Genomic DNA, 12,993 nt, shown 5'->3' on the forward strand with positions numbered 1-12,993 from the left:
ATTGGAACGATTGAACATCCTTCTCGTGGACGATCAGCCGGCGAAGCTATTGAGCTACGAGGTCATCCTTAAGGACCTCGGTGAAAACCTGATCAAAGCTCAGTCCGCCAGGGAAGCACTTGAGCATCTTCTTCGCAACGATATAGCGGTCATTCTTGCCGATGTGTGCATGCCCGAACAGGACGGCTTCGAGCTTGTCAGCATGATCCGCGAACATCCGCGCTACCAGAACACCGCGATCATTTTTGTTTCGGCGGTCATGATGACCGAGCCTGATCGGCTGCGAGGATACGCTGCAGGTGCTGTCGACTACGTCTCCGTTCCAATCGTGCCCGACGTCCTGCGGGCCAAGGTGCGGGTCTTTACCGACCTTTATCGCAAGACCAAGGAGCTCGAGAGGCTGAACAGCGAGTTGGAACTAAGGGTCAGCCAGCGCACCGCCGAACTCGAGGCCTCATCGGAGCAACTGCGCCGGTTGAATGAGGAGCTGGAGCACCGCATCGAACAAAGGACACGCGAGCGTGAGGAGGCTCTCGCGCAATTGTTCGAAGCTCAAAAGATCGACACGATCGGTCAGCTGACCGGCGGTGTGGCACATGATTTCAACAACCTCCTGATGGCAATCCTTGGAAGTCTGAGCCTCTTGAAGAAGCGCTTGCCCGAGGACAATCGCAGCGAGCGACTGCTCGGCAATGCCATCCAGGCTGCCGAACGTGGTTCGGCCCTGACCCAGCGCCTGCTTGCCTTTGCCAGGCGTCAGGAATTGAAGCCGACCACTGTCAATTTCGAACAGCTGTTTGCCAACATTGAAGATCTCCTCGTCAAGGCCGTGGGCCAGGGCATTGACATCAAACTGGAGGTCGCCCCGGACCTGCCAAGCATGCTTGTCGATGCCAACCAGCTCGAACTTGCTCTTTTGAACCTTTTCGTCAACGCCCGCGACGCAATGGATGGGGCGGGCTCAATCATCCTCCAGGTAGATGCTGCCGATCATCCGGGATCACTAAGCGATGGTCGCTACGTGCGTATCCGCGTCACGGACGATGGCCCTGGAATGGACGAACCAACGCTTGCGCGGGCAACTGAGCCGTTTTTCACGACGAAGGGGCCGGGAAAAGGCACTGGTCTCGGACTATCGATGGTCCAGGGTCTTGCCGCCCAATCCGGTGGGGCGCTTGAGCTCGCCAGCAGAGCGGGGGCGGGGACATCCGTCAGTGTCTGGTTACCGGTTGCCGGCACGTCGAGCGATCCGGTGGCGGCTGGGCGTGTTGACGATGCCTCCGATGCCCCGCCGGTGACAGGAGAGCTTACTGTCCTTGTGGTTGACGACGATCCATTGGTCAGTATGGGAACCGTGGCGATGCTTGAGGACCTCGGTCACATCGCCGTTGAAGTGACCTCGGCATCGCAGGCCTTGCAGCTTCTTGGGGAAGAAAAGCGTTTTGATATTGTGATTACCGACCATTCCATGCCCGGCATGACCGGCGCCGAGCTTTCCCGAATTATACTCGACTCCTTCTCGTCGCTTCCGATCATACTGGCATCCGGCTATGCTGAGTTGCCCGACGATCAGGAGCTAACTGAACTGATCAGACTGACCAAACCGTTCTCGCAGGCCCAGCTGAAGGAAGCCCTCCAGCAGGCAAAAACTCCCCAAGTGTCGACCGTGCAGTCGAACCGCCATTGATAGTCGCTCGGCAGGACAAACGCGTCGCTCAGTCCGGCGTCAACCGATCTACCGGTCGGGAATTGACGCGGTTATGGACGCGTCAATGTCATGACGCCCAAATGGATTGATAGCGACGAGTATCGACAAGACACCAGCCATTAACCAGACACCGATAAGAGCGGGCTTGAGCGTCATAGAAAAACCTTTGGGCGCGAACGCCAGACAAATCACGCGATCTCTGTTTGACAGCCAACTCTTAGAAAAAAGTGAATTGCGGGTTTCACTTCGCGATTTCGGCGGAGCCTGGCAACCGGCAGAGTTCATGTGTTTCGTTCGGACATGCTGCGACGACTACCGGTAAGGGATGGGCAAAGATCAATTCCCGTTGGCCCGGCCGGCTGACCTTATCTGTTCCTGGAACAAAGGGCTGCGATCGAGGTCAAAAGGATTAGGGGGGCGAGCCGGATCACTGGCCTGCGGGGCGTCGAAACCGTGGTCGCCATGTTGTCCACGGCATGTGCGACCTCGTCGATCTCACGCCGCAACCGCGCAATTTCCTCCTGAGCAAAAAGGAGAGCTTGTTCGCGTCCCGTCTTTTCAAACCGAGCCCGCGAGGGAGGATTTGCCGTCTGAAGGTCCTCTTCGTCGACTGGCAACCAACCGTCTCTGTTCGTTGAACCCTGCATTGAACTCCCCTGTAACTTGCCTGGACACGGTCCGCTTCGTAAATCGCAAGAGCACTGTCAGGAAGGCGCTTCTCACTGAAACTCAGGCCTAGTCCCGACGTTGAGTGTCATCAGATATTTCCTCCAATGCGACACCGGCTATTTCCTCCTGTCGGACTGCGATGTCGCCAAGGGAAAGAATCCCGGAAACGGTTCCGGCTGCATCGAACACGACAAGCCGACGCATCTGAAGCTCCGACATCCGTCCGGCCGCTTCCAGGAGATCATCCTCCTCTAGACAGCCCTCTATTCCAGACGTCATGATACTGGAAACGGGTTGATCACAGGATATTCCCTCGGCCACAGCCCGTATGACGATGTCTCGGTCGGTCACGACACCAATGGCGTCTCCGTCAATGATCGGGATTATCCCGGTATCGACTTCCGACATCAGCTGCGCGACACGGCGGATCGCAGCGCCGGGGTCGGCTGTGACGATTTTTGTGGTCATCACTTCTCGTACTTTCATCGGTTTTTCCTCCGTGCTCGACTGAGACAACCTCCGATCTTGAAGGTTGTTCCCTTTGGCACGCCAGCAAAACTGCCTCGCAAGACGACGCGTCGCTCCGATGCCAACTGGATTTGGTGAGATGCCTCAAAGCCCATATGCTTTTGTCGCCGCGCATCGCTCGGCAAACCTTCCTTGCGCAAGCCGGTTCAAAACCAAGGACCCGGCGCCAAGCCTGCCTGTCTGAGCCGTGTCTGCCTGTCGACGGTCTGCCAGCGTACGCAAAAACATAGGCAACAACAGGATGTTATACAGCCGGCAATACCCAGGCGAAGCTGAATCGTGCAGCGACGATCCTGTCGTTCGTGTTCCCTCTCATTCTAAGTCCAATGTCCGTCGCTGATCGATCCACCATGCAAAATCGGCTCCTGGCCCGCCTTCCTGAAGAGGAGTTCCGCGCCATCGTGCCATCCCTTGAGCCAGTTCATCTTCGTCAGGGCTTCGTCATTGTTAAGGCCGAGACTCTCATCGAGCATGTCTACTTCCTCTGCAGGGGGATCGGCTCAGTCATTACAGTGTCCTCAGGCCGCCAAAGAGCTGAAGCGGGGATGTTTGGACGCGAGGGCTTTTCGCCGACGTCGGCAGGTGTCGGGGGCACGATCAGCGTCCACGAGGTGTTGATGCAGGTAGAAGGATACGGATATCGAATGACATTGGATGCGGCACTGCAGGCGATTTCTCAAAATCCTGCCTTCGCCAATCTTCTGGCGCGCTTTATCCAGACGTTTGCATCGCAGATCTCGTTCACTGCCCTGTCGAACGCAAATTACCAGATTGACGTGCGATTGGCGCGCTGGCTACTCATGTCGCATGACCGCGTTGACGGCGATGAAATCGCTCTGACCCACGACTTTATCTCTTTGATGCTCTCTGTCAGGCGACCAAGCGTGACAACTGCCCTCCATGTACTCGAGGGCAAAAGATTTATCCGATCCGAGCGCGGACGGATCATGATCCGGGACAGGCGTGGAATGGAAGAGTTTGCAGGAAATGCCTACGGCAAGCCAGAAGACGAATACCGACGCCTGATCGGCGATCTCTGATCAGGCGCTTGCGTCTTTGCTCTCCGTTCAGAACAGGTTTTTCATCAACCGGCGATATTCCTCTTCCGGCTTGCCATAAGCGTCGTGGGCGAATTCCTCCATTGCGGGTCGGTTGCGCATGATAATATTGCTCCGCTCCGACTTGATGAAGCCGTTGCCCTCGAGGATGTGTAATGATGTGGTGACGCTCGGCCGTCGAACCGAGAGCATCAGGGAGATAAATTCATGCGTAAGCCCAATTTCATCGCCCGGCACACGGTCATGGCACATTAGAATCCAGCGTGCCAGTCGCTCGGTAACGTCGTGGATTGCGTTTGAAATGGCGGTGTAGGTCAGTTGGACCGAGAAGGCCTCAATCGAACGGATCATCACTTTGGAAAAATTCCGGTTTTGGTCCATCCATCCGCGAAAACGCCCATAATCCATGCGATAGCCCTCCGAATCGAGAAGTATCACCACTTCGTGGGGGCTGTTTTCCGTACTCGCCACGGCAGAGGTTGGAACATAGCCATCGGAGCCGAATATTCCTGCTTCGGCCCGGTTGCCCTCGGGCGTCGACGCGATAATCGATCCGATACCTGACGTGAGAAAATAGATGTAATCGATAGGCTGCCCTGCATGGGCAACGACAGTACCCCGCGAAAGCTTGAGGAATTCAAGATCTTGCGCAATTTGGCCGTAGTCGCTTTCAGGCAGGATGTTCAGCAGCTTGTTTGTCACCGAGGACTGAGCTGGCGAAATCATGGCCTTTCCTTTCCGTCCGGCAGGAATGATCGCACCAGTCTGGCGCCTCCGCCTGATGTGCTAACCGGGAAAGGACATGCAAAGTTCCCTATTGGTGATTGAAAGGCGCGCCAGGCCTAACGATTGAAAGGGGCAGTCTGCTTAATGAATACAGCCCTCCAGCGCTTTTGCGGCACGTCTACGGTGTCGACCGCTGACGCGAAGTGACCAGTGATCTACATATGGTTGGGGAGGAATGAAAAAGATGAACATCATGATCGTTGAAGACGATCACATCCTTGCCAAGGACCTCCTGTCGTTGCCGAGGCGGCGGGGCATCAAGCGTCGGTCCGCTGCTGACAATGGAGCAGGCTCTCGCCTATGCGGCACGGCAGATATCGCACTGGTCGACCTTGCTTGCCGACGGACGGACGGAGCGTCTCTGGGGCGCAAGCTCATCGACAGGTTCCGACTGGAGGTCATCTATGTAACCGAGGCCGGAAGGTTTGAGAGCCGGCCTGGATCCAGCGAAGTGATCATGAAGCCATTAAGCGAAGAACAGGACTCTGCCGCCATCGCACGTGCGGCCCTCAGGCATGCCACCCGCTATGACCGGATTCGATAGTAGAATTCTTGTTTTTAAAGAATGACGGACACAGTGGATTTAAGCAGACCTATATCCGAATTGCCAGGGGCGTTGGCGCTGTTGCAGGTGATGAAAGGAATCGCAATCGCGTGCGATCTACATGCACGCTGCCCGTCATTTCGTACTCTAGATCAGCGGCGCCACAGCACCGACCCTTGGTGTGGTTTTGACCTGGTCTATGTCCATCAATCGACGGTACTCTCGCTCGGGAGCGCCATATGCGTCCCCTGCATAGTCTTCAAGACCGCTTCTATCCCGCACCACAACCAAAGCGCGCTCTGATCGAATAAGACGTTGCCCTTCCAACATGTGCAGCGCAATTGTGACCGAGGGCCTTCGTACGGCGAGCATCAGAGAAAGATAGTCGTGCGTCAGGGCGATCTGGGAGCTTTGCATCCGATCCTGCGACATCAATATCCATCGCGCCAGCCGAACATCGATCGTATGGGATGCATTGGAAAGTGCGGTAAAAGCAACTTGATGGTTGAACGCCACGAGATAACGAAGCAAAAGGTCCCTCAGCGCCAAACTGCTGTTGACAGGACCGTGCAACGCCGTGAGCTTCAGCCGCAGGCCATGCCCCGCGACCTGGATGACAATATCGAATGGGCCCTCACTTGGCCTTACAAGCCCTCCTATGGGCGTAAACCCTTCCCGCCCCACCATTCCTGCCTCTGCCCGCCGGCCCTTGGGAGACACTGCAATGACCGAAGCAATGCCATTGCAGGGAAAATAGACATGGTTGAATGACTGCCCGGCCGTGGCGAGGTGGAAGCCTTGGGGAAGATCGACTTCCTCGAGGCCCGTCGAGATCAGATCATAGTCGTGATCGGAAAGACTGTTAATAAGCCTGTTACTGCTGCGGTTTCCAGTCATGACGGAGCCTCCGGCGCCATCCCGCCTTAAGTGCGCGATGACGAGTGCCTTGGAAGACGACGGATCAGGTGAAACAGGTTCGTGCCCTAAAAGTTCCGATCATCCGCGAGAGTGGGTCTCGTCCGGGGCTTAATGGTGCTTTGTGGAAAATAGAGCGAGCGCAATATCACCCAATGCATGGACGTCTTCGCAAAGGTGAAAACCGCCGAAGCTATCCTTGACGCTGGCGTCAACGTGTGAGGTCGCAAACACGAATGGAATTCTGAAGCTGTACAACCGATCCGCAATCAGAAAAGCTGCTTCCACGTCCAACCTGATATCAAGGATGGCGGCGTCGGTTGCCTCAGGGTCAATCATGTTGATAGCAAACGGGACGCTCGCCCCCGTGATCCTCGCGCCAGCTGCCTCCAGGAGCCGCCGAGCTTCGTCCGCCACAAAGTAATCCACTTCAACGACCAAGATTCTTTTGCCGGCGAACAGGTTGAGCGACAAGCCATGGTTATTTAGGTCCTTTTTGGCCACGATTTCCCTCACGAGTCATTCTTGCCTTTAGACTCTAGATAGTGTCCGGTCCCTGCCGAGATGCGGCCGGCCCGTAAACCATTTCCTCTCCATAAAGTCGATTTCTGTGAGTTGGTCCACTCACTTCTTGGTTGAGCGAATCCAAACAATGGAGGCGATCTTTTGTTCCGCCCTTCTAACTGGCACTTGCGGCGGCAGTGCCTGTGAAGTGTCGGGCCTCGACTTTCCGGTTCACTGCATCCTTTTCCGGGTAAGTGCGTTATCGAGTGGCAATACTCGCAAAGGCCCCGAGGCGTCTGCCATGAAATCTTCAAGCACAACGACACTGCTCATTCTGTCGATGGCTCTTTTCGGCCTGCTCACCACTGCGCGAAGCGCGGCGAACGGCGCCGTACAAACCGCTGCAGAAGATCATGGGAGGGGTAGACGCGCCAAGGTTCCAGAGGCCATACCAATGAAAGGCCTCCGCGACGTCTTTTGGCGCGTGGTTCATGAGGTTCTTGATGACCGCGTGACACTCATCGCGGCCGGCGTGACCTTCTATCTCCTCCTGGCGCTTTTTCCCGCGCTCGCCGCCCTTGTTGCCATCTATGGTTTGGTTGCAGACCCGGCGACAATGGCTGATCACTTGCGCGAACTCTCGGCATTGTTGCCGCCAGGCGCGTTCGACCTCATCGCCGATCGGATCAGGAGCCTCGTTGAAGCGAGAAGCAGCACGCTGGGGCTGACATTCTTTGTCGGCCTGGCAGTCGCGGTATGGAGCACTCACAGCGCCACGCTTGCCATTTTCGACGCAATGAATATCGCTTATGAGGAAACGGAAAAGCGCGGTCTGATCAGGCTGAACGTGCTTGGCCTCTGTTTCACGCTTTGCGCAATGCTTGCTGCAACCTTGATGATTGGACTGGTCGCGGTGATGCCCGTCTTGTTGTCCTATCTGTGGCTCGATCAATTCAAGGAAAATCTGGTCCTTTTGCTGCGCTGGCCTTTCCTCCTCCTGATTGCGGCGATCGCAACAACTGCCGTATACCGGTTCGGACCAAGTCGCGAACCGGCAAAGCTTCGGTGGATGACCTGGGGGGCCGCTCTCGTGACGCTGGCCTGGTTTTTAATGTCAACCGGCTTCTCGTTCTATCTCGACCATTTCGCCAACTACAACGCAACCTATGGTACTTTGGGGGCGCTGATGGGTTTCCTTGTCTGGACCTGGCTGTCGTTTGTCATATTGATCGTAGGCGGCGAATTGAATGCAGAACTGGAGCATCAAACCGCGAGGGATACGACGACCGGCGCCGCGTTGCCTATGGGAGCCCGCGGTGCCTATGTTGCAGATACGCTGGGAAAGACGGCCGATGAGTGATTTGTCTGAACCGGCGGGCCACGACTGAAATAGCAAGATTCCCGCGACATCAAGAAACAGTGACGATTGCCTGAAACCTTCGGCAACGCTGGTGGTTTTGTCATCCGCATAGGAGATCACGATGACGTTTGCTATCGTCACCACATTGATAATAGTGCTCGTTGCGAGCGCTCGATACCTCACCTACGCCTTGGTCGGGTATCTCGACTATTTTCTCGAAGAGCGACGAAACCTTGCAGCGCTGAAAAAGGGTACACGGCGACGCCCCGATCGATTTCGGCAATAGCCACTTGGCCAAAAACGGTTAGTTTAGCGTTCTGTCTTTCTGCGCCGACTTCTCGCCTCACGCGGGGGTGCCGGATCTCAAAACAACGACGCTTCGCGGGGAGAGGCGGTATTCGTCGGCTTCAATCGTTTCTTCACGGGCATCGGGATCGGTTGTTGTCAGGACTGTTATCCAGTCCTTATCCGCGGGAAGCTTGAAGTCCACGTCACCGTCGTGAGGATTGAACAGAAGAAGGACGTCATTCCATCCTTCGTCGGAATAATCGGATTGCGATAGCCTCAGGCCAATGGTCGTGCTTCCAGGATCGGACCAATGTTCCTCGGTCTGCACTCCGCCGACTGGATTGAACCAGGTGACATCCATGCCGTCGCGCCAGTTGTCTCGCCTGAAGATCGGGTGCTCACGGCGCAGCTTGATCAGCCGCGTCGAAAATTCCCGTAGTTCCTCGGCACCGGCTGGAAGGTTATCCCAGTGCACCCAGCTCACCTCGCTATCCTGGCAGTATCCATTATTGTTGCCCATCTGGCTCCGGCCGAACTCATCGCCAGCCAGCAGCAGGGGTGTCCCATGGGACAAGAAGAGAGTCGTCAGAAAGTTTCGTTTCTGCCGATCGCGCACAATGTTGATCGCTTCATCACCTGTTGGACCTTCCACGCCATAATTGAAACTTTGATTGTCGTTGTGGCCGTCCTGGTTGTCTTCGCCGTTCGCTTCATTATGCTTTTCATTATAGGAGACGAGGTCGTTGAGCGTGAAGCCATCATGCGCCGTGATGAAGTTGATGCCAGCCCATGGCCTGCGCCCGCGCAGATCGTAGATATCGCCGGAACCGAGCACACGGGCGGCGAAGTCTTGCGTCATCCCGTCTTCGTCCCGCCAGTAACTGCGAAGCGTATCTCGATATTTATCGTTCCATTCAGCCCATCCGGGTGGAAAGCCACCGACTTGATAACCACCTGGTCCTATGTCCCATGGCTCGCCCACGAGTTTCACCTTTGAAAGCACCGGGTCCTGGCCGATTGCATCGAAGAACCCGCTACGCTGGTCGAAGCCTTTCGGCTCGCGTCCTAAAATGGTGCCGAGATCAAAGCGGAACCCGTCGATGTGCATGGTCTCAGCCCAGTAGCGAAGGGAGTCCGTCACCATTTGCAGCACTCGGGGATGCGACGTGTTGATCGTGTTTCCGGTACCGGTATCGTTGATGTAGTAGCGAGGCCCGCCCGGCAACGTCCGATAATAAGAGAAATTGTCGATCCCCTTGAACGAGAGCGTGGGGCCAAGCTCATTGCCCTCGGCTGTATGATTGTACACGACATCCAGGATCACCTCGATGCCGGCGTCATGGAAGGCCCTGACCATGTCGCGAAAGCCGGCCATGGCGTCAGGGCCGTAGTAGCGCGAGGCCGGTGCAAAAAAACCAAGGGTGTTGTAGCCCCAGAAATTCCTCAAACCCTTATCGAGGAGATGCGCATCGTCGGGAAACCAGTGAATTGGCAAGAGTTCGATGGAGGTAATGCCAAGGCTCTTGACGTAGGCGATAATGTCCTTGTCCGCGAGGCCCTCAAAGGTTCCCCGAAGATTGCGGGGGACTGCCGGGTGCAATTGCGTAAACCCTTTGACATGACACTCATAGAAGATGGTCGATGACCAGGGGATCGAAGGCTTGGCATCCCCCTTCCAGTCATAGGCTTTCGCATCAACGACGCGGCATTTCGGCATGGCCGCCGCGCTGTCGGTGTCATCGAATGCCAGGTCCTTTTCAGGGTCCTCCATCTGATAGGCAAACTGGGCCTGGCCCCAGTTGATTTCGCCAACAAGCTCCCGGGCGTACGGATCAACCAGCAGCTTGTTCGCATTGAACCGATGCCCGTTTTCGGGCTCATACGGTCCATCAACGCGGTAGCCGTAGAGCGACCCGGCCTTGAGACCGGGAATATATCCATGCCAGATCTCGTTGGTGTACTCGGGAAGCTCAATTCGTTCGATTTCTTGTCTTCCATCATCGGAAAAAAGGCATAGCTCCACGCGTTCGGCATGAGCGCTGAAGAGTGCGAAGTTCGTACCGTCCTGGTCAGGAGTGGCGCCGAGGATCGTATAATCACCGGCCTGGATGCGGGAAGGGGGTCGGCGCATGGCATTTCCTTGAGGAGAAGACTGGAGATGAGAACACGTGAGGCTTCTTTAGGTTCCGGGCTGTTCAAGAACACGGGTGCGGACCATCCGGCAGTTTTGCTGCCAAAGTAGTATTGAGACATCTCGAACGGCAGTTGGAACCATTTCAGGCAAACGCGGTTGGGGCGCAGGAGGACCCATCCATGAGCACTGGTGACGACAAGAACGTCAAAAAGTACGAAACCGATCGACGCTATCAAGACGAGGATGCAATTCGACAGGACACGACGCGGCGTTGGCTTATCTGGGGAGCGGGAATTGTCGGCCTGGCAGTGTTCATGGTGGCTCTGCTCAGCTACCTCGTCTGGCCGCCTGCCGTCAGGACGGATCCCGCGACTACCGCCTCGACGAAAGCGTCAAATGAAAGAGCCGCCATCAAACGTACCGCCGGCCGTAGCGCCGACAACTATCGACCGTAGTCCCTCGCCGAGTGGGGGCGGCAGCGGACCAACGGGCGTGACAAGTCCAACAGGGACCGAGAAGGTAAAATAGGCTATCGTTCATGGGGTCGTTTCCTTTGCGCGGCCAAGGCAAAGCGTCTTGATCCCCAGTGTGGGCATTGTGTCCTTCGTCAAATTGCCAGTGCTTCGTCGTAACTGACTGCGCCAAGCGAGCTTAACAGTCGCGATCGGGCACGACCGACACGGCTTTTGACGGTGCCGATCTCGCAATGCAACCTGTGGGCAGTTTCTTCGTAGGAAGCGCCGGACGCGACCAGCATGAGCGCCTCCCGATAAAGGGGCGAGAGATTGTCGATTGCCTTTTCGACGTCCCTGTAATGCATTGTCCATTCCTGCGATGATGATACGGGAACATCGGACAATGCCGCGTCTTCGTCTATTCCAAGTGGACTGCGCTGCGAGGAGCGGGTTTGGCTGAGGAACGCATTTTTCAATATGGTGAAAGTCCAGGACTTGAGGTTCGTGCCGGGCTCGAAATGGTTCCGGTGTGCAAGCGCCTTCGTAACGGTCTGCTGGACCAGGTCATCCGCATCATCGGAATTCTTCGCGAGTTTCAAGGCAAACGCATTGAGGGCGGGAAGAAGGTCAACTAATTGGGTTTCCACTTGACTGGCTCCGTCATTGTTCCGCAGAAAAATGGTGGGGCAACCAATCTGTTCCGGAAACCTGGAAAAGGGTCCAGTACCGTACAATAATGAGGCTCGGAAAAGCTACGAGTGAAAGGCAAACAGGGAGAGTTGAGACGCGCGCAAGCAACCCGGGGAACGCCTAGCGCCGATCTGACGGGATACCCTCCGTCGATCATGCTATGGCAAGCGCGCTGCCGGACAGGTAGGGTGCTCCCCTGCCAATTCGTTGGCCATGGTGAGAAACCGGAAAAATCAGCATGTTCACCATCCCTGTCGCGTCCGGTTGACACGGCACGCGCTCCAAAGTGCAACACTCATTGCGGTCATCGGTTCCACCGACATGCGAGACAGATCCGCATCGTATCGTGTCGTAGGTCGGGGCAATTCTCGGGAAGCTGGAGTAGACCTGCTTTAGGCGGTCAATGTCACGGCTGACGTGGTCAATGAGGGAGCCAAACGAACGTGTTTTGCGGCTTTGAGTTAAAGACAATCGACGTCGGGCCAGGGCAACTGCGGGTCCGCCACGGCGGCTCCGGTCCACCCTTGCTACTGTTGCATGGACATCCGCGCACTCACATGACCTGGGCGACTGTGGCAGACCTTCTTTCTCCATATTACACGATCATCTGCCCCGATCTGCGAGGATTCGGGAGATCCTTCCAACCGCGGGATTCGCCTGACAGCCATGCCTCGTCTAAAAGAGAAAAGGCTATGGACTGTCTGGAATTGATGCGGATCCTGGGATACCGCACATTCTCGGTTGCCGGGCACGATCGGGGTAGCTACGTCGCATTTCGGCTCGCGATGGACCATCCTTTGGCGGTGCAAAGGCTAGCGGTCATCGATAGCATTCCGATCATCGACCACCTGGAGCGCATGGACTGGCGTTTTGCCCGCGATTGGTATCACTGGTTCTTCTTTTCTCAAGAACTCAAGCCGGAGGCAGCGATAAATGCCAATCCTTTGGGTTGGTATGACGCGATCAAGCCTGGCCTCATGGGCAAGGAAGCCTATGACGACGTCGTTTCGGCGCTTACGGATCCGGTCGTCATCCATGGCATGGTCGAGGACTACCGTGCGGGGTTGACTGTCGACTGGAAACATGACGTCGAGGATCGAAACCATGGCCGGAAAATCCAGTGCCCGTTGCTATGCCTTTGGTCACGTTTCGATGATCTCGCGGATCATTTCGGAGACCCTTTGCAGATTTGGCGCTCCTGGGCAAACGATGTGCAGGGGCATCCGCTAGACAGCGGCCACCATGTCGCTGAGGAAAATCCGCAGGCATTGGCCACTTCCCTCAGGCTCTTTTTCGCGTAGCACGGCTCTTTTGACGATCGTCTTTGACCGGGCGATTGTCCCTTGGGCTGTTG

The 12,993-nt window shown here is 56.2% G+C and carries 14 protein-coding genes; 7 read left to right on the top strand and 7 right to left on the bottom strand.

Annotation, left to right across the window (positions count from 1 at the left end; translation table 11 throughout):
• Position 1 precedes the first annotated feature (1 nt).
• The gene (locus AC1DPR_RS10775; RefSeq protein ID WP_477816256.1) at positions 2-1,687 is read left to right on the top strand and encodes a response regulator; all 1,686 of its coding nucleotides are present in this window, start codon (positions 2-4) and stop codon (positions 1,685-1,687) included.
• Positions 1,688-2,443: 756 nt separating this feature from the next.
• On the opposite strand, the gene AC1DPR_RS10780 is transcribed toward AC1DPR_RS10775, so the two are convergent.
• Together AC1DPR_RS10780 and AC1DPR_RS10785 are read right to left on the bottom strand one after the other, a co-directional pair.
• Complete coding sequence (locus AC1DPR_RS10780) at positions 2,444-2,863, bottom strand: CBS domain-containing protein (protein ID WP_477816257.1); 420 nt, start codon at positions 2,861-2,863, stop codon at positions 2,444-2,446.
• A 359-nt stretch (positions 2,864-3,222) separates the two neighbouring features.
• Positions 3,223-3,378, bottom strand: coding sequence for a hypothetical protein (locus AC1DPR_RS10785; protein ID WP_018116785.1), 156 nt, complete (start codon positions 3,376-3,378; stop codon positions 3,223-3,225).
• On the opposite strand from AC1DPR_RS10785, the gene AC1DPR_RS10790 reads away from it, so the two are divergent.
• Entirely contained in the window at positions 3,307-3,945 is a 639-nt protein-coding gene (locus AC1DPR_RS10790; RefSeq protein WP_477816398.1) for a Crp/Fnr family transcriptional regulator, read from the top strand. The two genes, AC1DPR_RS10785 and AC1DPR_RS10790, sit on opposite strands and share 72 nt — an antisense overlap.
• Before the next feature lie 27 nt (positions 3,946-3,972).
• Here the strand turns inward: AC1DPR_RS10790 and AC1DPR_RS10795 are convergent, their stop codons facing one another.
• On the bottom strand, positions 3,973-4,689 hold the full coding sequence (locus tag AC1DPR_RS10795; protein WP_477816258.1) for a Crp/Fnr family transcriptional regulator: 717 nt from the start codon (positions 4,687-4,689) through the stop codon (positions 3,973-3,975).
• Positions 4,690-4,933: 244 nt separating this feature from the next.
• On the opposite strand from AC1DPR_RS10795, the gene AC1DPR_RS10800 reads away from it, so the two are divergent.
• Positions 4,934-5,293 (top strand): response regulator, encoded by a 360-nt coding sequence (locus tag AC1DPR_RS10800; protein WP_477816259.1) that lies wholly within the window; start codon positions 4,934-4,936, stop codon positions 5,291-5,293.
• A gap of 147 nt (positions 5,294-5,440) precedes the next feature.
• Here the strand turns inward: AC1DPR_RS10800 and AC1DPR_RS10805 are convergent, their stop codons facing one another.
• Together AC1DPR_RS10805 and AC1DPR_RS10810 are read right to left on the bottom strand one after the other, a co-directional pair.
• Positions 5,441-6,190, bottom strand: coding sequence for a Crp/Fnr family transcriptional regulator (locus tag AC1DPR_RS10805; RefSeq protein WP_477816260.1), 750 nt, complete (start codon positions 6,188-6,190; stop codon positions 5,441-5,443).
• 129 nt (positions 6,191-6,319) lie between these two features.
• Positions 6,320-6,712, bottom strand: coding sequence for a response regulator (locus tag AC1DPR_RS10810; RefSeq protein ID WP_477816261.1), 393 nt, complete (start codon positions 6,710-6,712; stop codon positions 6,320-6,322).
• 301 nt (positions 6,713-7,013) lie between these two features.
• Between AC1DPR_RS10810 and AC1DPR_RS10815 the strand changes: the two genes are divergently transcribed.
• Positions 7,014-8,072, top strand: a complete 1,059-nt coding sequence (locus tag AC1DPR_RS10815; protein WP_477816262.1) for a YihY/virulence factor BrkB family protein — start codon at positions 7,014-7,016, stop codon at positions 8,070-8,072.
• Positions 8,073-8,193: 121 nt separating this feature from the next.
• Positions 8,194-8,358, top strand: a complete 165-nt coding sequence (locus AC1DPR_RS10820; protein WP_169683798.1) for a hypothetical protein — start codon at positions 8,194-8,196, stop codon at positions 8,356-8,358.
• 57 nt (positions 8,359-8,415) lie between these two features.
• Here the strand turns inward: AC1DPR_RS10820 and glgX are convergent, their stop codons facing one another.
• Complete coding sequence (gene glgX / locus AC1DPR_RS10825; RefSeq protein WP_477816263.1) at positions 8,416-10,491, bottom strand: glycogen debranching protein GlgX; 2,076 nt, start codon at positions 10,489-10,491, stop codon at positions 8,416-8,418.
• Between the two features lie 182 nt (positions 10,492-10,673).
• Between glgX and AC1DPR_RS10830 the strand changes: the two genes are divergently transcribed.
• Positions 10,674-10,949 (top strand): hypothetical protein, encoded by a 276-nt coding sequence (locus tag AC1DPR_RS10830; protein ID WP_477816264.1) that lies wholly within the window; start codon positions 10,674-10,676, stop codon positions 10,947-10,949.
• Between the two features lie 152 nt (positions 10,950-11,101).
• Here AC1DPR_RS10830 and AC1DPR_RS10835 read toward each other — a convergent pair whose 3' ends face one another.
• Positions 11,102-11,596 (bottom strand): sigma-70 family RNA polymerase sigma factor, encoded by a 495-nt coding sequence (locus AC1DPR_RS10835; protein ID WP_477816265.1) that lies wholly within the window; start codon positions 11,594-11,596, stop codon positions 11,102-11,104.
• Positions 11,597-12,082: 486 nt separating this feature from the next.
• Here AC1DPR_RS10835 and AC1DPR_RS10840 point away from each other — a divergent pair, with 486 nt between their 5' ends.
• Entirely contained in the window at positions 12,083-12,940 is an 858-nt protein-coding gene (locus AC1DPR_RS10840; protein ID WP_477816266.1) for an alpha/beta fold hydrolase, read from the top strand.
• Positions 12,941-12,993 lie beyond the last annotated feature (53 nt).

It is taken from the genome of Rhizobium sp. 01T417 (assembly GCF_056398905.1).